This is a genomic window from Pseudomonadota bacterium, from assembly GCA_016719885.1.
Lineage (GTDB): Bacteria > Pseudomonadota > Gammaproteobacteria.
In genome coordinates this window covers 1-19,583 of record JADJYF010000017.1, presented here as the reverse complement: position 1 = coordinate 19,583, position 19,583 = coordinate 1, and the positions used below count along the sequence as shown (strand labels likewise).

The window sequence follows — 19,583 nt, the reverse complement described above, 5'->3', positions numbered from 1 at the left end:
ATGGCGCGCCGCCGACGGGTTTGATAGTGACCCCGCCGCTGCCCGGCAGCCGGCCCCACATTCAAGGACGTTCGTCGAAGAGGGACAACATGGCCAACACTTCCCGCCTGGTGCTGATGCGCCACGCCAAGTCCGACTGGTTGAGCGGTGAAGGCGATGACTTCGCGCGGCCGCTGGCGGAGCGAGGCATACGCGACGCGCGCCAGATGGGCCAGTGGCTGCTGGCGTCGGGCTACCTGCCGGACGCCATCCTGAGTTCGCCGTCGCGCCGAACGCGCCAGACCCTGGAACTCATGGCCGACAGCACCGGTCTCGACCTTGAGGCACGCACCGAGTGGCTGGACGAGCTCTACCATGCCTCCGTCGCGACCCTGCGCCAGGCATTGCGGCGCATGCGCGGTCCGTCATCGGTGATGATGCTCGGGCACAATCCCGGGCTGGAGGAGTTCCTGGCGTTCCTGGTCGATGATGACCGCGCGCTCGGCAATCACGGCAAGTGCTTTCCGACCGCGGCGGTCTACGTGCTGGAAGTGAAAGGCGGGTGGGACGAGGTCAAGGCCGGCTGCGCGCGGCTCATCGCGCATCAGCGGCCGCGCATGCTGGCGACATGAGCCGCATGCGCCGGGCTCAGGGCAGGTAGGCGAAATACAGCATGGGGAACAGCAGCACCGCGATCACGTACACCACCCACTCCAGGCCGCGGTCGGCCAGCCAGCCGATGTAATGCAGCACGATGACGACGATGGCCGCCACGTAGTAGAGCGCGATCAGTATATTTTCCATTCCGTGATTCCCCCCAAAGAATCACAGCGCCATCCATCGCTGATGAGGCACAATTGTTGTGCGTCATGGTACACCGAGCAGGCAGGTCGCCGATGTTCGAACTTCGCCCGCCGTTCGGACTTAAGGAAAGTTAACAATTGTCACCCACACCACCGTCCGTGGTCGTAGCGGCCGCCGGCCGCCGCACTTGAACCGCCGTCACGTCCGCCGCGTCGGCCTTGCATGAGAGAACGCTAGCGCCATGCCCACCAATGACAGTCTGCTGGAATTTCCCTGCCAGTTTCCGATCAAGATCATGGGACTGGCGGCGCACGACTTCGATGCCCTGGTGCTCGAGATAGTCCGGCGGCATGTCACCGATCTCGACGACAGCGCGGTGCGCGCGCGGCCCAGCCGCGAAGGCAAGTACCGCGCGCTGACCATCACCATCGAGGCCCGCAGCCAGACCCACCTCGACGCCATCTACACGGAATTGTCCACCCACGAACGCATCCTCATGGTGTTATGAAGCTCAGGGTGCGCGAATTCGGCGAGGTCGATTACCACGCCTGCTGGCAAGCCATGCGTGACTTCAGCGGCGCGCGCGACGCCGCGAGCGACGACGAGCTGTGGTGCGTGCAGCATGCGCCGGTGTTCACGCTGGGGCGCGGCGGCAAGCCGGAACACATCCTCATGGCGGGCGACATCGCGGTGGTGCACAGCGACCGCGGCGGGCAGGTGACCTACCACGGGCCCGGGCAGGTGGTGGTGTACGTGCTGCTCGATACGCAGCGGCTCGGCATCGGGCCGCGCGAACTGGTGCGGCGCCTGGAGCAGGCGGTCATCGATGTCGTGGCCGAATTCGGCATCGTCGCCGAGCGCCGTGCCGGCGCGCCGGGCGTGTACGTGGCCGACGCCAAGCTCGCGGCGCTGGGGCTGCGCCTGCGCAACGGCATGAGCTATCACGGCCTCGCGCTCAATGTCGACTTGGACCTCGAGCCGTTCCTGCGCATCAACCCCTGTGGCTATGCCGGGCTCAGGGTCACGCGCCTCGCGGATCTCGGCGTCGGTCTCGACTGTGGGGCGGTACTCGAACGCTTCATTCCGCATCTCGCGCGTTGCCTGTATGGCGGCGCGTCGCCAGAAGTGCTGCACGACGAAGCGCATTGGCCAGGCGCCAAGGTTTGAATCACCGACGCGGTGGCGAGTCACTGCAAATGGGTGGACACTAGCCCTGTAGGTGCGAATTCATTCGCACTCACACGTGCCCACATTTGCTTCCGTGGTGCGGTTCTCATGTGCGAATGAATTCGCACCTACAGGGGGCGGTTCGCCGCCCTTGGACAAATAGCATGAACAGCCAAAGCCCCGACAAACCCAGCCGCGCCCAACGCGGCGCCGACAAGGTGGCGCGCATCCCGGTCAAGGTCGAGCCGACCACCGGCGCCCTGCCGCGCAAGCCGCCGTGGCTGCGCGCGCGCGCGCCGACCGACCCGCGCGTGGTCGAACTGAAAGCCCTGCTGCGCGCCGAAGGCCTGCACACGGTGTGCGAGGCCGCGTCCTGCCCGAACCTCGGTGAATGTTTCGCGCACGGCACGGCGACTTTCATGATCATGGGCGACCTGTGCACGCGCCGCTGTCCGTTCTGCGACGTTGCCCATGGCCGGCCCAAGCCGCTGGACGCCGACGAGCCCGAGCACGTCGCCAATGCCGTGGAACGCATGGGTCTCAAGTACGTCGTCATCACCTCGGTCGACCGCGACGACCTGCGCGACGGCGGCGCCGCGCATTTCGCCGCCTGCATCAGCGCCGTGCGCGCCCGCACGCCGGCCACCCGCATCGAAGTGCTGGTGCCGGATTTCCGTGGCCGCATGGACGTCGCCTTGGACATCCTCAAGGCCACGCCGCCCGACGTCTTCAATCACAACCTCGAATCCGTGCCGCGCCTCTATCTGAAAGTGCGGCCGGGCTCCGACTACGCCTGGTCGCTGCAACTCATGCAGCGCTACAAGGCGGCGGTGCCCGCGGTGCCGACCAAGTCGGGCCTGATGCTGGGTCTAGGCGAGACCCTCGACGAAGTCAGGCAGGTGATGCGCGACATGCGCGCCCACGACGTCGACATGCTGACGCTCGGGCAATACCTGCAGCCGAGCCGCTCGCACCTGCCGGTGGAGCGCTTCGTCACGCCCGAGGAGTTCAACGAACTGAAAGCCTATGGTGACAGCCTCGGCTTCACCAATGTCGCCAGCGCACCCCTGGTGCGCTCGTCCTACCACGCCGACCTGCAGGCCAGCGCCCGCACTTCCGACGGCTAGCGGCCACGCGTGATGGGCCTCGGCGAGGCGCTTTATCCATTCATCAAGTGCCTGGTGCTGCCGCCCGGTTTGCTGGTGCTGGTGGGCCTGGCGGGGCTCGCCTTCTACCGCCGCTGGCGGCGCCTGGGCCTCACGCTGCTGTTGCTCGCGCCGCTCGTGACCTGGGTGTTGAGCATGCCCTTGTTCGCCGCCGTTACCGCACGGCCCTTCGAAACCGCGCCGCCGCTCGACCCCGCCACGCTCGCCGCGCGCCATGCCGAGGCCATCCTGGTGCTGGGCGGTGGTATCTATGGTCACGCTCCTGAGTACGCCAACCGCGCCAACCTGCGGCCCCTGACCCTCGAGCGCCTGCGTTACGGCGCCCATCTGCAACGCCTGACGCAGCTGCCTTTGGCGGTCAGCGGCGGCCGCTCACGCTTCATTCCGGCCACCGAGGCGGAGGTCATGAAGCGCGCGCTGGAAGAGGATTTCGGCGTGCCGGTGGCGGCCATCGAGGGCGGCAGTCGCAATACCGCCGAGAACGCGCGCATGAGCCGCGCGGCGCTGCCCTATCAGACCATCGTGCTCGTCACCCACGCCATGCACATGCAGCGCGCCCAGGCGCAGTTCGAGCGCGCCGGCTTCACCGTCATCCCGGCGCCGGTCGGTTTCGTCAGCGATCACGAGCTCGACTACGTGCCAGCCGATTTCGCGCCGACCCTGCAAGGCCTCGCCGACAGCTGGTACGTGATCTACGAAGCGGCCGGTGCGCTGTGGTACCGCTATGCCTACGACTGAGCGGCGCCGTCCTCGCCGTCGACGCCGAGTTCGCGGCGCGTGACCTCGGCGTCGAAGCGGCCGCGCGCGAGGCGCGCGGTGACGGTGGCGCCGGCTTCGACATCACGCGCATCGCGCAGCACGCGGCCTTCGCTGTCGGTGACGATGGCGTAACCCCGGTCCAGCGTCGCGCCCGGTCCGAGCGCGCGCAGCAGCTGTTCGCAGCGCGCAAGGCGCGCCTCGCGCAGTTCGAGCTGGCGGCGCATGGCCGCCGTCAGGCGATGGCGCGCATGTTCCAGTTCACCCTGGTGGGCCGCGAGCCTGGCGCGCGGCGAATGGCTGGCGACCCGCGCTTCGAGCGCGCGCAGCTGGCTGCGCTTCAGCGACAACTGGGTGGTGAGCGCGGTCGGCAAGCGCGCCAGCAGTTCATCCAGGCGCTGGAAATGCAGTTCCAGGCGGCGGCGCGGAGACACCAGTCGCCGTCGCAGCTGCTCGAGTTCGCGGGTTTGTCGTTTCAGGCTTTGCGAGACGGTCAGCACCAGGCGCTGGCGCGCACGCTGCACGCGCGCCTCGATTTCCAGCATGTCGGGCGACACCAGCTCGGCGGCCGCCGAGGGCGTGGCGGCGCGCAGGTCCGCGACCAGGTCGGCGATGGTGAAATCGACTTCATGACCAACCGCGCTTACCACCGGGATGGCCGAGGCATGGATGGCGCGCGCGACGATTTCCTCGTTGAACGACCACAAGTCTTCCAGCGAACCGCCGCCGCGCCCGACCAGCAGCACGTCGCACTCGGCACGGCGGTTGGCAGTGGCGATGGCGGCCGCGATCTCGGCGGCCGCGCCCTCGCCCTGCACGGACGTCGGGTAGATGATGACGGGCAGCGCCGGGCAGCGCCGCCGCAGCACGGTGATGATGTCGCGCACCGCCGCGCCGCTGGCCGAGGTCACCACGCCGACCGCGCGCGGCCAGCGCGGCAGGGGTCGCTTGCGCTCGGCATCGAACAGGCCTTCCTCGTTGAGCTTGCGCTTCAATTGCTCGAAGCGCAGGCGCAACAGGCCTTCGCCGGCCGCTTCCAGGGCTTCGACAATGAGCTGGTAGTCGCCGCGCGGCGTATAGAGGCTGACGCGGCCGTAGGCCACCACCTTCATGCCGTCGCGGGCTTCGAAGCCGACCGCGCGGTTGCGGGTGCGGAACATCGCGCAGCGCACCTGTGCGCCGGCGTCCTTGAGCGAGAAGTAGACGTGGCCCGAGGCCGGGCGTGCGAGGTTCGACACCTCGCCCTCGACCCACACGTTGCCGAGCCCGGTCTCGAGCAGCGCTCGCGCGGTCTCGTTGAGGCGCGAAACGCTGAATACATTGCGGCCGTCGCCGTTGGCTTCCCCTGCCGGGACCCCCCGTGCGCCGCCGCTGCGTCGTTTACCGTTAATACCTGAGCCCCTATAATCCCCGCCTGCATTTTACGGGATGAACCCCACCCATGCGCGTTGTTGGCGACGGCCTCACTTTCGACGATGTCCTGCTCATTCCTGACTACTCGGACATCCTTCCGCGCGAAGTCGAACTCAAGACCCAGCTGACCCGCGACATCGAGCTCCAGATCCCGCTGCTGTCGGCGGCCATGGACACCGTCACCGAGTCGCGCCTGGCCATTGCCCTCGCCCAGGAAGGCGGCATGGGCATCATCCACAAGAACATGACGCTTGAGGAGCAGGCCGCCCAGGTGCGGCGCGTGAAGAAATTCGAGAGCGGCGTCATCCGCGACCCGATCACCGTCAGCCCCGAGGTCACCATCGGCGAAGTGCTGGCCCTGACCCGCGCCTCGGGCATCTCCGGCGTGCCGGTGGTCGACAAGGACCAGGTGGTGGGCATCGTCACCAGCCGCGACCTGCGTTTCGAGAAGCGCTTCAACATCCCCGTCACCGCCATCATGACGCCGCGCGAGCGGCTGGTGACGGTGGGCGAGAACGCCGCCAAGGACGAGGTCATTTCGCTGCTGCACAAGCACCGCATCGAAAAGCTGCTGGTGGTCAACGACCGCTTCGAGCTGCGCGGCATGATTACCGTGAAAGACATCCAGAAGGCCGAGCAATACCCCAACGCCTGCAAGGATTCCCAGGAACGCCTGCGCGTCGGCGCGGCGGTCGGCACCGGCGCCGGCACCCATGAGCGTGTCGCGGCGCTGGTCGAGGCGGGCGCCGACGTGCTGGTGGTCGATACCGCCCACGGCCATTCGAAAGGCGTGCTCGACATGGTGCGCTGGATCAAGCAGCACTATCCCCAGGCTCAGATCATCGGCGGCAACATCGCCACCGGCGACGCCGCCGACGCACTGGTCGACGCCGGTGCCGACGCGGTCAAGGTCGGCATCGGCCCGGGCTCCATCTGCACCACGCGCATCGTCACCGGCATCGGCGTGCCGCAGATCACGGCGGTTTCGAGCGTTGCCGAGCGCCTCGCCAAGCGCGGCATCCCGCTCATTTCCGACGGCGGCGTGCGCTATTCGGGCGACATCGCCAAGGTGCTCGCGACCGGCGCCCACAGCGTCATGGTCGGCTCCCTGTTCGCCGGCGCCGAGGAAGCGCCCGGCGACGTCGAACTCTTCCAGGGCCGCTCCTACAAGTCCTACCGCGGCATGGGCTCGCTGGGCGCGATGGCCCAGACCCACGGTTCCTCGGACCGCTACTTCCAGGAAGCCGGCGAAATCGAAAAGCTGGTGCCGGAAGGCATCGAAGGCCGCGTTCCCTACAAGGGCCCGCTGTCCGCCATCGTGCACCAGATGCTGGGCGGCCTGCGCGCCGCCATGGGCTACACCGGCTGCCGCAACATGGCGGAGCTGCGCAGCAAGCCCAAGTTCCTCCGGGTGACCGCCGCCGGCATGCGCGAAAGCCATGCCCACGACGTGCAGATCACCAAGGAAGCGCCCAATTACCGTCTCGATTGATCCCCGTCGCGCGTGGCGCGGCGCTCCATGAGTAAGAAAAGCATGTCCAGCACGCCGGGCACCGTGGCCGATTTGCACGCCGATCGCATCCTCATTCTCGACTTCGGCGCGCAATACACCCAGCTCATCGCACGTCGCATCCGCGAAGCGCAGGTCTACTGCGAGATTCGTCCCTTCGACATGACGATGGAGGCGGTGCGCGCATTCAATCCGCGCGGCGTGATCCTGTCGGGCGGCCCGGAATCGGTCTACGAGAACGAGACCTTCCGCGCGCCGGCCGGCGTGTTCGAACTCGGTGTGCCGGTGCTCGGCATCTGCTACGGCATGCAGACCATGGCCGTGCAGCTCGGCGGCAAGGTCGAGCGCGCACCGGAGCGGGAATTCGGTTACGCCCAGGTGCGCGCGCGCGGCCATTCAGAGCTGTTCCGCGACATCCAGGATCACACCAACGACCAGGGCCATGGCCTGCTCGACGTGTGGATGAGCCACGGCGACCACGTCACCGAGCTGCCGCCCGGCTTCAAGCTCATCGGCTCCAGTGACAATGCGCCCATCGCCGCGATGGCCGACGAGGCAAGGCGCTTCTACGCCGTGCAGTTCCACCCCGAGGTCACCCATACCCACCAGGGCCAGGCCATCCTCGCGCGCTTCGTGCACGAGATCTGCGGCTGCGCGTCCTTGTGGAACCCGGCCAACATCATCGAGGACAGCATTGCGCGTGCGCGTGCGCTGGTCGGCGAGCAGCGCGTGCTGCTGGGCCTGTCGGGCGGTGTCGATTCATCGGTGGTGGCGGCGCTGCTCCATCGCGCCATCGGTGACAAGCTCACCTGCGTGTTCGTCGACAACGGCTTGCTGCGGTTGAACGAAGCCGAGCAGGTGATGGCGACCTTCGCCGCCAACATGGGTGTGGACGTGCGTTGCGTCGATGCGTCGGAACAGTTCCTCGGCGCACTGGCCGGTGTCGAAGACCCGGAAGCCAAGCGCAAGATCATCGGCCGCACCTTCATCGATGTGTTCGACGCCGAGGCCAACACCATCGAAGGCGTGGCCTTCCTCGCCCAGGGCACCATCTACCCCGACGTCATCGAGTCGGCCGGCGCCGCCTCGGGCAAGGCCCATGTGATCAAGTCACACCACAACGTCGGCGGCCTGCCGGAAACGATGAAGCTGAAGCTCATCGAGCCTCTGCGCGAACTGTTCAAGGATGAAGTGCGCCAGGTCGGCATGGCCTTGGGCCTGCCACGCGAGATGGTCTATCGCCATCCCTTCCCCGGCCCCGGTCTCGGTGTGCGCATCCTGGGCGACGTGCGGCGCGAATACGCCGAAACCCTGCGCCGCGCCGACGCCATCTTCATCGAAGAGCTGTATCGCCACGACCTCTACAACAAGGTCAGCCAGGCCTTCGCGGTGTTCCTGCCGGTCAAGTCCGTCGGCGTGCAGGGCGACGCGCGCCGCTACGAGCACGTGATCGCGCTGCGCGCGGTCGAGACCATCGACTTCATGACCGCGCATTGGGCGCACCTGCCCTATGACTTTCTCGACCTGTGCTCACGGCGCATCATCAACGAAGTGAGTGGCGTGTCGCGGGTCGTGTATGACATCTCGGGCAAGCCGCCGGCGACGATTGAGTGGGGTGAACTCCGTCACCTGTGGATAGGCAGCTCGACGCGTGTCACCTCTATCGAACCGTTCGCGACGCTCGGCGGGCTGCGCTTTTTGAGCATCGAGAATTTCAAGCTCATCGACGACTTCACGCCGCTCGAACAACTCACGTCGCTGGAGACGCTGTGGGTGACGGGCAGCATGTGGACGCGCCAGCACGTCGGTGCGCTCGAACCCTTCGCGCGCATGCATTGGCTGCGTTCACTCGCGCTCGACACCAAGTACGTCAAGAGTCTGCGCCCGCTCGCGGCGCTCACGGCACTCGAGTCCCTGGATGTCGGCGGCAATCTGCCGCTCGAAGAATACGCGTGGCTCGCCGCCAGGCTGCCCAACACCGAGTGTCGCTGGTTCGCGCCGTGGCTGGATGTCGGCGGGCGCGGCTTCAATACCTGCGAGCGCTGCAAGCGCGACGCCAAGGTGTTGGCCACCGGTCGCGGCGCGGGTCTGCTGTGCCGTTACTGCGATGCCGATAAGCTCGGTAAGCGCAGCGCGGTGTTCGAGGCGGCCAGGCGAGCGGCGGCAGCAGGCGCGGAGTGACAGGACGCCGCGCCTTCACGAACGAGGAGAGCGGCGTATCACGGGTCATATATGACAATTCGGGGAAGCCGCCGTCGACGATTGACTGAGAGTGATACACGGTCGTCCCGTAGAGCTCCCGAGCGCCTCACGACAACCCGATTTTGTGACGCATGGCTCAGGCGGTTGGCGCTCGCCGACGCCGCAACCTGACTCGCCAGAGCCCCATATCAAAGTTTTACAAATGCGTATGCGTTCTTTACGTTGGAGTGAAAGTACTTTCCCTTTGAGTCGGCTGTAAGTATCCCTTCGTATACTGCATTTGGTACGCCGGAATACTGGTAGACAGTGCCGCTGATGAACTCTATCTCCAAAATCTCTTGGTCTGGGTCGTAGCCAACACTAAGAATGTTGGTCGAAGTTACCGGTGTGCGTTCCATAGGTGGATATCCTGGAAAATATGTACTCACGCCTTCGCCGCAGTGGCGGGCGGTGCCTGAGGCGCATTCGGATCTTGTCTCCGCCAAGCTTCTATCAGCGGCTTGTAATCCTCGCCAACTGTCGGTTCGGTCCACCCACCACTCTTGACGCGATTTCCGTAGGAGTCCTTTGCGACAACCACTGCCGGATCGTCACTGTCGGGGCGCCTTCCTTCTTCCGGCCTATCGATGATGGCGCGTATGGGCATGTTGACCGCCTCCCGACGATCAGCGCCTCCCCGTCCGGAGGATCGGCAGCATCGAAAACAGGCCCTTAAGGTTGTCTGAAGCGCACGACGTGACTTGCGAGCGGTCAGAGTCATTGGTTAGGCGCAAGGAGATAATAGTGCCGCATTGTGAAAGGATCGTTGAATCAACTTCCGAAGGGCGTTGACTCACCAGCATCATTCCGACGCCGTACTTGCGTCCCTCCTTGGCGATGCGGCGGGCAGCCAAGGCAGCGCGGCTCTTTGCTTGGGAACTGAGGTATGTGTGTGCCTCTTCGAGCACGATCAACAAAGGTCGCTCCCTTCCCCCTTCCTTCTTAAGTCGACCCCAGAATATTGCGTCGTAGAGAATTCGCAGGATAGCGCCGACCATGTCGTCGACGATAGCCGTGGGGATGCCTGACAGGTCAAACACGGAGATGGGGGCATCCGCGCCAATCCACGCGTTCAACAGCGTGTCCAGATCGGATTGCGTAATACCGTGCTTGTCGACAGCCCATTCTCCAGGCTTGAAGAGGAACTGCATTCGCGGATCCCGGAGTTTCCCCTCCAGGACGTCCAAGTGCGCGCGGGGCAGATCACTATACAAGCCAGCGAATACCTTATCCGGATCGTCCTTCACGTCCTTTAAGGGCCGAAAACGCGGGCGCTCTAGTTTGTCAGGGTCACCCGTGTCCAAGGATGTTCGAGTGCCCTCTACCTGGTTCTGGTTCTTGCTTACGCTGTGCGTTGCGCAGTGAATTGAATACAAGTCGAACCAAAGCTGGTAGACGGAGAAAGGTAGCGGCGTATCGACCGTCACTGAAAGATCTGGCAATCCGTGGGCATTGCCTCCGGCCTTGGCTCCACGTTTGCCCGCGAGCAGGCGATCTTGCAATAGGGCCAAGGGTGTTCCAGAGACGGAACCCATCGATATTGATATGAACTCTTCAGAGGTAAGAGCCCAGAACGGGACATGAAGTTCACGCTCGCCGGCAGCCTGATCCGCGCCGACGCGGAAGACCCTTGCTTCGGAGCCGAAGGCCTTTGCGTATTCGCCATGAAGGTCAAACAAGACCACGCGTGCGGACTGAAAACGCACACGATCAGAGACGGCTCCAAGAATGTTCGCTACCGCATTTGACTTGCCCGAACCTGTACTGCCGACCACCGCAGAATGTCGGCTCACCAACCGATTGAGATCGATGTAGGCGCGGATGGACTCGGCGCTGGCGACGCGGCCAATCGCAACGTATCCGTCTTCATCGCCGGGCGCATAGACAGTTTTCAAATCAGACTCAGTGACGACATGAACGAAGTCGCCGATCGATGGATATTGAGCGATGCCGCGCTCAAATTTGGTGCCGCGGCGACCCTGCCCCACAAGCTCGACGCGTAGCCAGCGGTTGCCAAATTGCGGGGCAAATTCCTGCGGGCCCGGAACTGCTCCAGCGCCGACCTGCGATATCACACCGTAAAGATCAACGTAGCCGGAGGGGATGCGGACGAATCCACCTACCTGGCCAACCCGATACGCCTCGCCGCTCACGAACATGAGGCCGCCTGGCGTGTTGTCGGACAGCTTGACGCTAATGCTTGACCCGTTCACATCTTCGACGGTGCCAAGCCTTGACGGGTCGGGACTAGACGACTGGTTTCGCACCATGATCGCCCCCACCGCAAAGTTGTTCAAGGAAGAGGCCGAAGTAGTGGAAGTCGCCTAACCGACTATAGGGAACCAACACCTTCGGGTCTCCGCCCGGAGCCGCCTGTTCGTGCAGCCACGGGAAATGCTCGTCGCCGGCAGTGGTTCCAGGTCTGTACAGGCCCCGCCGCGTTCCAACGACCGCGCCATCCCATGCAAGCACAGTCAGGTTGCTTTGCCTTTCGGCGTAGTCGACTGCGCGCGAATGGGCGTCGAGGCGCGAGTACATCAACGCGAAGCACTGCGCATTTCGATTTCCGCGCAGTCCATCCAGGAGGACTTCGTTCAAATGGTCGTCGAGGAAAGAGTACCCGCAGACGATGAGTCGTGGCGCATCCTTTCCGTGGAAGAACGCGCGCAGCCGGTCGAGCATTGCGAGGTAGGGCATACGGCGGCTTTGGTCGTATTTGAGATGCGACGGAAAGATCATCACTTTGCCAGCTGCTGCCTCGCGCGTGACACGCACGACCCTGGTGATCTTGTTGCCATTAGCGGTTTCCTCGATCCGCTCCCAATTGATGGAGCCGTGAAGCTTCCATAGTCGAGTCCAGCGCGGCGGAATGGCGTCACGCTCGATCGAGGCCAGTCGAACCAAGGCTCCCGCGACCCGACGAACCCGTCAAAGTGCGGGAGCGGATGCTGCTCAAGCGCTTGCTCGAAGAGTAAGTCGTAGTTTGGAGTGAATACCTCAGCTGGTGCGTCGCGATGCATAGACCTCCTATCCATGAGGCGAACCGGTTGTAGGCGTTTCGGTAAGCCGGCAAGGTCGTGCGCAGTTCGTTTGCGATGAGGGCACAGATCTGTTCGTCAAGAACGGTGAGGTCGTTCTTGGACATGCCAAGTACCGTTGCAGTGCCTCTCCGATTTGCCAGTGTGCGCAGCTCAGTCAGTACATCCTCAACGGTGGGATCTTTGCCGTCGCCTGGCCTAGACATTCGTCACACAAGGCTTGCCAATGAGCTCCAAACTTTGTAGTGCTCCCAGGAGCGGCGTCGATCGCCTTGAGGCCGGCGGCGATACGCCTCGTGAGTTCGACAACTGCTGGGATGAGAACGACACTCGACGTCCCTTCCTCGTTGTAGACACCCAGGGACAACCGGCGCCGAGAAAGCACCCGATACGCTGCTTGTCGTCTTGCAGAACTTGACGAAGATTCCGCGCCTTGCTGGGCGGCATCGTGGATCGCGGGCAGCGCAGGTAGACTGCACTCACACTTGGCAGGGCTGGACTTGCGTCCGCCGCCCCGTTAAGCCGCTGCTTGTTGTAAGCGAAGTCACAGCAAATTCTCTCCCTTGTCGCCTTTGCTAGGCGGAGGTGGGGTAGCTAAGTTGATCCTGTATCTTCCTTGAGGTTACTCGCCGGCTGTGCTAACTGGATTACCGAGGTTGCCAAATGTAACTTGCAGGCGGCGCGCGCGACTAGTACTGCTAATCCTTCGGCATTGCGCAGACTGTGGCCCTATAAGATTCCACGATAACAGTCACGAGCTTCTATCCCACGGTTCCTCGACACATCAGATTTTCAGGGCCGACGCAATTACAGTCCGTTCGGCTTCAATGATGTCGTTCCGAAGGCCGACGTGCGTATAGTGGTCGTGTCAGTCATAGCGGGACTTGTGTCGGTGCGTGGAGGACCGACGTGGCCCCGACGTTGGTCCTCGAGCCTGCTGAGCGGGATACTGATCAGCACGCTGGTGGGGCCCACGAAGTCGAATACCCCACGCTTGCTTCCAAGTTCCGGAAAGTGACGCCTTTTCGACTTTCCTCCGGCCCTGCTCCAATCCTGGCATGCCGTCCACGACACTGATGCCTCGCCTCATGCGGGCCATGGCCGCCCTTATCCTGTGCGCCGCGGTGGCCTACGTGCTGTGGCAGCGCTTCGGCGCGACCGATCCCAACGCCGGCCTCGCCAGCGGCAACGGCCGCATCGAGGCCGTGGAGATCGACGTCGCGACGAAGGGTGCGGGGCGCCTGCAGGAACTGTTGGTGCGCGAAGGGGAGTTCGTCACGGCCGGCCAGGTGCTCGCGCGCATGGATACCCAGGCACTGCAGGCCGAGCTGCTGCAGGCGCAGGCCCAGGCGCAGCAGGCCGAGGCGAATCTCGCGACCGCTCGCAGCCAGGTGGAACAGCGCGAGAGCGAGCGCACGGCGGCGCAGGCGGTGGTGAAGCAGCGACAGTCGGAACTCGGCGCCGAGCGCACGCGCGCCGAGCGCATCACCGCCCTCGTCAAGCGCGGCGCCATTTCACAGCAGGGCGCCGATGACGCACGCGCCGCGGTCGACACGCGCAGCGGCGCGCTCGCGACGGCGCGCGCGCAGCTCGCGGCCGCCGAGGCGGCGATCGTCACCGCGCGCAGCCAGGTCACTTCCGCCGGTTCCGCCATCCAAGCGGCGCGGGCCACGGTCGCGCGGGTGCAGACCGAGTTGGACGACAGCGTGCTGAAGGCGCCGCGCGAAGGGCGGGTGCAGGTGGTCCTGGTGCGACCGGGCGAGGTGCTCGGCGCCGGCGGCCGCGTGCTGAATCTCGTCGACCTCACCGACGTCTACATGACCTTCTACCTGCCTACCAGCGCGGCGGGCCGCATCGCGCTCGGCACCGAGGCGCGTATCGTGCTCGACGCCGCGCCGGAGTTCGTCGTGCCGGCGCAGATCTCCTACGTTGCCGACGTCGCGCAGTTCACGCCGAAATCGGTCGAGACCGCCGCCGAGCGCGAGAAGCTGATGTTCCGCGTGCGCGCGCAGATCCCGCAGGAACTGCTGCGGCGTCACATCCGCCAGGTGAAGACCGGGCTGCCGGGCGTGGCCTACGTGCGCAACGATGCGTCGAAGCCGTGGCCCGAACACCTCAAGGTGAAATTGCCGCAATGACCGCCGTGGCGCGGCTGGCCGGCGTCACACTCCGCTACAAGGACGTCACGGCGCTCGACATCCCGCGCCTGGAACTGCCGGCCGGCGTGGTCGTCGGGCTCATCGGGCCCGATGGCGTCGGCAAGTCGAGCCTGCTGTCGCTGGTGGCGGGCGCGCGCGCACAGCAGGGCGGGCGCCTCGAGGTGCTGGGCGGCGACATGCGCGACCGACGACACCGTCGCGCCCTCTACCCGCGCATCGCCTACCTGCCGCAGGGCCTCGGCCGAAATCTCTACCCGACACTCTCGGTGTTCGAGAACGTCGATTTTTTCGGTGGGCTGTTCGGGCTGCCGCCCGACGAACGTCGCCGCCGCATCGCCGCGTTGCTGGAGGCGACCGATCTCGCCGGATTCGCCGACCGCCCCGCGGGCAAGCTCTCCGGCGGCATGAAGCAGAAGCTCGGCCTGTGCTGCGCCTTGATCCACGACCCGGACCTGCTGGTGCTCGACGAGCCGACGACGGGCGTGGACCCGCTGTCCCGGCGTCGGTTCTGGGAGCTCGTCAATGGCATTCGCGCCAGCCGCGCCGGCATGAGCGTGCTGGTCGCCACCGCTTACATGGAGGAGGCGGCGCGCTTCGACTGGCTGTGCGCGATGGATGCGGGGCGCGTGCTCGCGACCGGAACACCGGCGGAACTGCTCGCGCGCAGCGGACGCGACAGCCTCGAGGCGGCATTCATCGACCTGTTGCCGGAGGCGCGCCGCGCCGGCCACGCGCCGGTCGTCGTGGTGCCGCGGCCGGCGAGCGACGCGGACCCGATAGCCATCGAGGCGCAGGATCTGACGATGCGCTTCGGCGATTTCAGGGCGGTGGACAAGGTGAGCTTCCGCATCCGCCGCGGCGAGATCTTCGGCTTCCTGGGCTCCAACGGCTGCGGCAAGACCACCACCATGAAACTCCTGACCGGCTTGCTGCCGGCGAGCGAGGGGCGCGCCTGGCTGTTCGGCCAGCCGGTCGAAACCGGCGACCTCGCGACGCGCCGCCGCGTCGGGTACATGACCCAGGGCTTCTCGCTCTACGTGGAACTGACGGTGCGCCAGAACCTCGAGCTGCACGGGCGCCTGTTCGGGTTGGAGGAGTCGCGCGTACACGCGCGGGTCGAGACCCTGGCCGACCGCTTCGAGCTGCGCGCGCTGCTCGGCGAGCTGCCGGGCACGCTGGCGCTCGGGCAGCGTCAGCGTCTGTCGCTGGCGGTCGCATTGATTCACGAGCCGGAGCTGGTGATCCTCGACGAGCCGACCTCGGGCGTGGACCCGGTGGCCCGCGACGCGTTCTGGCGCGAGCTCATTGCGCTCGCGCGCGAGGAGCACGTGACCATCTTCATCTCCACCCATTTCATGAACGAGGCCGAGCGCTGTGACCGCATCTCGTTCATGCACGCGGGCAAGGTGCTCGCCAGCGGCACGCCGGCGGCGCTGGTCGCGCAACACGGCGTCGCCACGCTGGAGGACGCCTTCGTCGCCTGCCTGCAAGAAGCCGTCGGCGAGTCGGCGGCACGGACCTTGCCGGCGGTGTCCGCTGCGTCCAGCGCGGCCGGACGCGCAGGCAACTGGCGACGCCACTTCGACGTCCGCCGCCTGATGGCCTATGCCGGGCGCGAGGCGCGCGAACTGCGTCGCGACCGCATCCGCCTGACGCTGGCGGGCCTCGGCAGCGCGATCCTGATGTTCGTACTCGGCTATGGCATCAGCATGGACGTGGAGAATCTCGGTTTCACGGTGCTCGACCGCGACAACACTTCGCTCAGTCGCGACTACGCCGACACCCTTGCCGGCTCGCGCTATTTCACCGAGCAGGCGCCGGCGGCCGACGAGGCGGATATCGACCGCCGCATGCGCGAAGGACGCCTGAGTCTCGCACTCGAAATTCCCGAAGGTTTCGCGCGCGACGTCGCGCGTGGCGAGCCGGTGCAAATCGGCGCCTGGATCGACGGCGCGATGCCGCAGCGGGCGCAGACCGTGTTGGGCTATGTGCAGGGCATGCACCAGCACTGGCTGTTGTCGCGCGCCCGCGCGGCGCGCGGTGACGCCGCGCTCGCCACGCAGTTCCGCATCGAGACCCGCTTCCGCTACAACCCGACCGTGCGCAGCCTGAACGCCATCGTGCCGGCCATGATCCCGCTGCTGCTGCTGCTGATCCCCGCCATCCTCTCCGCGCTCGCGGTGGTGCGCGAGAAGGAGCTGGGCTCGATCGTCAACCTGTACGTCACGCCGGTGACGCGCCTCGAGTTCCTGCTCGGCAAGCAGTTGCCGTACATCGGCGTGGCGATGGCGAATTTCCTGTTGCTCACGCTGCTGGCGGTGACCGTGTTCGGCGTGCCGCTGACGGGCAGCTTCGCGACGCTGGCGGTGGCGGCGGGGCTCTATGTCATCTCGGCCACCGCGCTCGGCCTGTTGATCTCGGGCTTCGTGCGCAGCCAGGTGGCCGCGCTGTTCGGCACCGCGGTGCTGACCATCCTGCCGGCGGTGCAGTTTTCCGGACTGCTCAATCCGGTGTCGGCGCTGGAGGGCTTCGCGGCCGTGATCGGCCGCCTCTGGCCGACCACCTATTTCATCACCGTCGCCCGCGGCACTTTCGCGAAAGGGCTGGGATTCCATGACCTGCAGGGCGCCCTGTTGCCGTTGGTCGTGGCGGCGCCCGTGATCGTGTGGCTGGCCGTGCTGGCGCTGCGCAAGCAGGAGCGCTGACATGCGCGGCAACCTCCTCAACCTGACGGTCAAGGAACTGCGCAGCCTGCTGCGCGACCCCGTGCTGCTGGGGCTGATCGTGTACGCCTTCAGCGCCGCGATTTACATCGCCGCGACGGCCATGCCCGAACCGCTGAACGGCGCCGCCCTCGCGATCGTCGACGAGGACGCGTCGCCGCTCTCGGCGCGCGTCGCGGACGCCTTCTATCCGCCGCGCTTCCTGCCGCCGCGCTTCATCACGACCGCCGAGATGGATGCCCGCCTGGACGCAGGCCTCGATACCTTCGCGCTGCACATTCCCGCCGGCTTCCAGCACGACCTGCTGGCCGGGCGCTCGCCGGCGCTGCAGCTGAATGTCGATGCGACGCGCATGAGCCAGGCCTACATCGGTAGCGCCTATATCGAGGGCATCGTCAGCGGCGAGCTGCAGGAATATCTCGAGCACGAGCGTCGCCTGGATGCCGCGCCCGTCGATCTAGCCCTGCGCGCCCGCTTCAACCCGGAACTCGACGACAGCTGGTTCGGATCGGTGATGGAACTGATCAGCAACGTCACGATGCTGTCGATCATCCTCACCGGCGCGGCGCTGATCCGCGAGCGCGAGCATGGGACCATCGAGCACCTGCTGGTGATGCCGGTGACGCCGGCGCAGATCATGGGCAGCAAGGTCATCGCCATGGGCATGGTGGTGCTGCTGGCCACCAGCCTGTCGTTGCTGGTGGTGGTGCAGGGCTTGCTGCGCGTGCCGATCGAAGGCTCCATCGCCCTGTTCCTCGCCGGCGCCGCGCTGCTGCTGTTCGCCACCACGTCGATGGGCATCTTCCTTGCGACCATTGCCCGCTCCATGCCCCAGTTCGGCCTGCTGATGCTGCTGGTGCTGATGCCTCTCGAAATCCTCTCCGGTGGCATGACGCCACGCGAAAGCATGCCGGACCTCGTGCGCTGGCTGATGTTTGCCGCGCCCACCACCCACTTCGTGGCGCTCGCGCAGGCCATCCTCTACCGCGGCGCCGGTTTCGCGATCGTGTGGCCGCAGTTCCTCGCCTTGCTCGTGATCGGGGCCGCGCTGTTCGGTGCGTCGCTGGCGTGGTTCCGCCGCACCCTGGCGCGCATGGCCTGAGTGCGGCGCGGGTCCTTTCGCTACCTTGGTGCGAAGCGCCTCAGTCCACCAATTGCTGGATGGTGAGCTTGCCGAGCTGCGACATGTGCACTTCATCCGGACCGTCGGCAATACGCACGTAGCGCGCGTAGGCGAAGATCTCGGGCAGCACCGTGTCCTGGCACACGCCCATGCCGCCGTGGGACTGCATGGCGCGATCGGCGACACGCTGACACATGCGCGGGATCTCGATCTTGACCATCGCCAGCGCGTCGCGTGCGGCCTTGTTGCCTTCGCGGTCGAGCCTGTCGGCAGCCCACAGGCACAGCAGGCGCGCCTGTTCGATCTCGCCGCGAGACTTGGCGATGTCCTGGCGGATGCTCGACTGGTCCGAGAGCTTCTTGCCGAAGGCGATACGGCTCTCGACGCGGCGGCACATGATCTCGAGCGCGCGCTGCGCGCCGCCGATGAGGCGCATGCAGTGATGGATGCGGCCCGGTCCGAGACGGCCTTGCGCGATCTCGAAACCACGGCCTTCGCCGAGGATGAGGTTGGAGGTCGGCACGCGCACGTTGACCAGGCGCACCTCGGCATGGCCGTGGGGTGAGTGCAGGTCGTTCAGCACCCGCAGCGGACGCACGATCTCGAAGCCCGGCGTGCCGGCCGGCACCAGGATCATGGACTGCTGCACGTGGCGCGCGGCCGAGGTGTCGGTCTTGCCCATCACGATGTAGATCTTGTTGCGCGGGTCGTAGACGCAGGAGCTCCACCACTTGCGGCCGTTGATCACGTACTCGTCACCGTCGCGACGGATCTCGGTCTCGACATTGGTGGCGTCGGACGATGCCACCTGCGGTTCGGTCATGAGGTAGGAGGAACGGATCTCGCCGTTCAGGAGCGGCTCCAGCCACTGCTTCTTGTGCTCCGGGCTGCCGTAGCGCGCCAGCACTTCCATGTTGCCGGTGTCGGGCGCCGAGCAATTGAACACTTCCGAGGCCCAGTGCACGCGGCCCATTTCTTCGGCCAGCGGCGCGTATTCGAGGTTGGTGAGGCCGGGGCTGTAGTCGGTGTATTCGTGGGGCAGGAACAAGTTCCACAGGCCCTGGGCCTTGGCCAGCTTCTTCAGTTGCTCGATCTGCGGCGGCACCACCCACAGGTTCTTGGGATCGTGGTTGAAGTCAGTCACTTCCTCCTCGATGGGATAGACGTGTTCCTTCATGAAGGCGCGGACCTGCTCGCGCAGCTCACGGCTCTTGGCGTTCAACTCGAAATTCATGGCGAATACTCCTGGCATGAGGGGGAAGGCGCCGACGGGGTGATGGCCCACGCGACATGACGTCATGCTAGGGCCCGCTCTACAATCACTCCAGACTATTCTTGTGATGGAAAACCATCATTACTGGTGATGATTCATGCGTGCACAAAAACTCGACCTCAATCTCTACCGCGTGTTCGAGGCCATCTACCAGGAGGGCAGCCTGACCCGCGCCGGCGAGGTGCTGCACATGACCCAGCCGGCGGTCAGCAACGCGCTGACGCGCCTGCG

At 65.6% G+C, this 19,583-nt stretch carries 16 protein-coding genes and 2 pseudogenes; 12 read left to right on the top strand and 6 right to left on the bottom strand.

Annotated elements, in window-relative coordinates:
• The first annotated feature begins 89 nt into the window (after nt 1-89).
• Nucleotides 90-611 (top strand): histidine phosphatase family protein, encoded by a 522-nt coding sequence (locus IPM80_17590; GenBank protein MBK8960170.1) that lies wholly within the window; start codon nt 90-92, stop codon nt 609-611.
• A 16-nt stretch (nt 612-627) separates the two neighbouring features.
• Here IPM80_17590 and IPM80_17585 read toward each other — a convergent pair whose 3' ends face one another.
• Nucleotides 628-783, bottom strand: a complete 156-nt coding sequence (locus IPM80_17585) for a hypothetical protein (GenBank protein ID MBK8960169.1) — start codon at nt 781-783, stop codon at nt 628-630.
• A 241-nt stretch (nt 784-1,024) separates the two neighbouring features.
• Between IPM80_17585 and IPM80_17580 the strand changes: the two genes are divergently transcribed.
• The 4 genes from IPM80_17580 (at nt 1,025) to IPM80_17565 (ending at nt 3,854) form a co-directional block, all read left to right on the top strand.
• Entirely contained in the window at nt 1,025-1,291 is a 267-nt protein-coding gene (locus tag IPM80_17580; GenBank protein ID MBK8960168.1) for a DUF493 domain-containing protein, read from the top strand.
• Nucleotides 1,288-1,950: a lipoyl(octanoyl) transferase LipB gene (lipB, locus tag IPM80_17575; GenBank protein MBK8960167.1), complete on the top strand. Its 663-nt coding sequence runs from the start codon at nt 1,288-1,290 to the stop codon at nt 1,948-1,950. Before IPM80_17580 ends, lipB begins: the two co-directional genes overlap by 4 nt.
• Before the next feature lie 164 nt (nt 1,951-2,114).
• Nucleotides 2,115-3,077, top strand: a complete 963-nt coding sequence (gene lipA, locus IPM80_17570; protein ID MBK8960166.1) for a lipoyl synthase — start codon at nt 2,115-2,117, stop codon at nt 3,075-3,077.
• Nucleotides 3,078-3,086: 9 nt separating this feature from the next.
• Entirely contained in the window at nt 3,087-3,854 is a 768-nt protein-coding gene (locus tag IPM80_17565; protein ID MBK8960165.1) for a YdcF family protein, read from the top strand.
• Here the strand turns inward: IPM80_17565 and IPM80_17560 are convergent.
• Nucleotides 3,845-5,263 carry an exodeoxyribonuclease VII large subunit gene (locus IPM80_17560; GenBank protein ID MBK8960164.1) on the bottom strand — a complete coding sequence of 473 codons (1,419 nt, stop codon included), beginning with the start codon at nt 5,261-5,263 and terminating at the stop codon, nt 3,845-3,847. The two genes, IPM80_17565 and IPM80_17560, sit on opposite strands and share 10 nt — an antisense overlap.
• Before the next feature lie 50 nt (nt 5,264-5,313).
• Between IPM80_17560 and guaB the strand changes: the two genes are divergently transcribed.
• From guaB to IPM80_17545, 3 genes are all read left to right on the top strand, one after another.
• Complete coding sequence (gene guaB, locus IPM80_17555; protein ID MBK8960163.1) at nt 5,314-6,777, top strand: IMP dehydrogenase; 1,464 nt, start codon at nt 5,314-5,316, stop codon at nt 6,775-6,777.
• A gap of 63 nt (nt 6,778-6,840) precedes the next feature.
• Nucleotides 6,841-8,976 carry a glutamine-hydrolyzing GMP synthase gene (gene guaA, locus IPM80_17550; GenBank protein ID MBK8960162.1) on the top strand — a complete coding sequence of 712 codons (2,136 nt, stop codon included), beginning with the start codon at nt 6,841-6,843 and terminating at the stop codon, nt 8,974-8,976.
• The gene (locus tag IPM80_17545; protein MBK8960161.1) at nt 8,973-9,065 is read left to right on the top strand and encodes a hypothetical protein; all 93 of its coding nucleotides are present in this window, start codon (nt 8,973-8,975) and stop codon (nt 9,063-9,065) included. The genes guaA and IPM80_17545 overlap by 4 nt, the downstream gene beginning before the upstream one ends.
• A gap of 120 nt (nt 9,066-9,185) precedes the next feature.
• Here IPM80_17545 and IPM80_17540 read toward each other — a convergent pair whose 3' ends face one another.
• The 3 genes and pseudogenes from IPM80_17540 to IPM80_17530 all read right to left on the bottom strand — a co-directional run bounded on the left by IPM80_17540 (nt 9,186) and on the right by IPM80_17530 (nt 12,363).
• Nucleotides 9,186-9,395, bottom strand: a complete 210-nt coding sequence (locus IPM80_17540; GenBank protein MBK8960160.1) for a KTSC domain-containing protein — start codon at nt 9,393-9,395, stop codon at nt 9,186-9,188.
• 26 nt (nt 9,396-9,421) lie between these two features.
• Nucleotides 9,422-11,306 (bottom strand): annotated as a pseudogene (locus IPM80_17535) (ATP-binding protein).
• Nucleotides 11,284-12,363: pseudogene (locus IPM80_17530) on the bottom strand (SIR2 family protein). The pseudogenes IPM80_17535 and IPM80_17530 overlap by 23 nt, the downstream one beginning before the upstream one ends.
• A 769-nt stretch (nt 12,364-13,132) precedes the next feature.
• Here IPM80_17530 and IPM80_17525 point away from each other — a divergent pair.
• Genes IPM80_17525 through IPM80_17515 form a run of 3 tightly spaced genes read left to right on the top strand, consistent with a single transcriptional unit; the run spans nt 13,133 to nt 18,058 of the window.
• Nucleotides 13,133-14,212, top strand: coding sequence for an HlyD family efflux transporter periplasmic adaptor subunit (locus tag IPM80_17525; protein ID MBK8960159.1), 1,080 nt, complete (start codon nt 13,133-13,135; stop codon nt 14,210-14,212).
• Entirely contained in the window at nt 14,209-16,938 is a 2,730-nt protein-coding gene (gene rbbA / locus IPM80_17520; protein ID MBK8960158.1) for a ribosome-associated ATPase/putative transporter RbbA, read from the top strand. The genes IPM80_17525 and rbbA overlap by 4 nt, the downstream gene beginning before the upstream one ends.
• A gap of 1 nt (nt 16,939) precedes the next feature.
• Entirely contained in the window at nt 16,940-18,058 is a 1,119-nt protein-coding gene (locus IPM80_17515) for an ABC transporter permease (GenBank protein MBK8960157.1), read from the top strand.
• A gap of 40 nt (nt 18,059-18,098) precedes the next feature.
• Here the strand turns inward: IPM80_17515 and IPM80_17510 are convergent, their stop codons facing one another.
• Nucleotides 18,099-19,313, bottom strand: coding sequence for an acyl-CoA dehydrogenase family protein (locus IPM80_17510; protein MBK8960156.1), 1,215 nt, complete (start codon nt 19,311-19,313; stop codon nt 18,099-18,101).
• Between the two features lie 136 nt (nt 19,314-19,449).
• Here IPM80_17510 and IPM80_17505 point away from each other — a divergent pair.
• Nucleotides 19,450-19,583: LysR family transcriptional regulator (locus IPM80_17505; GenBank protein MBK8960155.1), on the top strand; the 134-nt coding region annotated here is incomplete at its 3' end.

Excerpts from the sequence above, each read along its gene's own strand:
- IPM80_17590 (MBK8960170.1), top strand. The coding sequence starts at position 90 with ATGGCCAACACTTCCCGCCTGGTGCTGATGCGCCACGCCAAGTCCGAC.
- IPM80_17585 (MBK8960169.1), bottom strand. The coding sequence starts at position 783 with ATGGAAAATATACTGATCGCGCTCTACTACGTGGCGGCCATCGTCGTC.
- IPM80_17580 (MBK8960168.1), top strand. The coding sequence starts at position 1,025 with ATGCCCACCAATGACAGTCTGCTGGAATTTCCCTGCCAGTTTCCGATC.
- lipB (MBK8960167.1), top strand. The coding sequence starts at position 1,288 with ATGAAGCTCAGGGTGCGCGAATTCGGCGAGGTCGATTACCACGCCTGC.
- lipA (MBK8960166.1), top strand. The coding sequence starts at position 2,115 with ATGAACAGCCAAAGCCCCGACAAACCCAGCCGCGCCCAACGCGGCGCC.
- guaB (MBK8960163.1), top strand. The coding sequence starts at position 5,314 with ATGCGCGTTGTTGGCGACGGCCTCACTTTCGACGATGTCCTGCTCATT.
- IPM80_17540 (MBK8960160.1), bottom strand. The coding sequence starts at position 9,395 with ATGGAACGCACACCGGTAACTTCGACCAACATTCTTAGTGTTGGCTAC.
- IPM80_17525 (MBK8960159.1), top strand. The coding sequence starts at position 13,133 with ATGCCGTCCACGACACTGATGCCTCGCCTCATGCGGGCCATGGCCGCC.
- rbbA (MBK8960158.1), top strand. The coding sequence starts at position 14,209 with ATGACCGCCGTGGCGCGGCTGGCCGGCGTCACACTCCGCTACAAGGAC.
- IPM80_17515 (MBK8960157.1), top strand. The coding sequence starts at position 16,940 with ATGCGCGGCAACCTCCTCAACCTGACGGTCAAGGAACTGCGCAGCCTG.
- IPM80_17510 (MBK8960156.1), bottom strand. The coding sequence starts at position 19,313 with ATGAATTTCGAGTTGAACGCCAAGAGCCGTGAGCTGCGCGAGCAGGTC.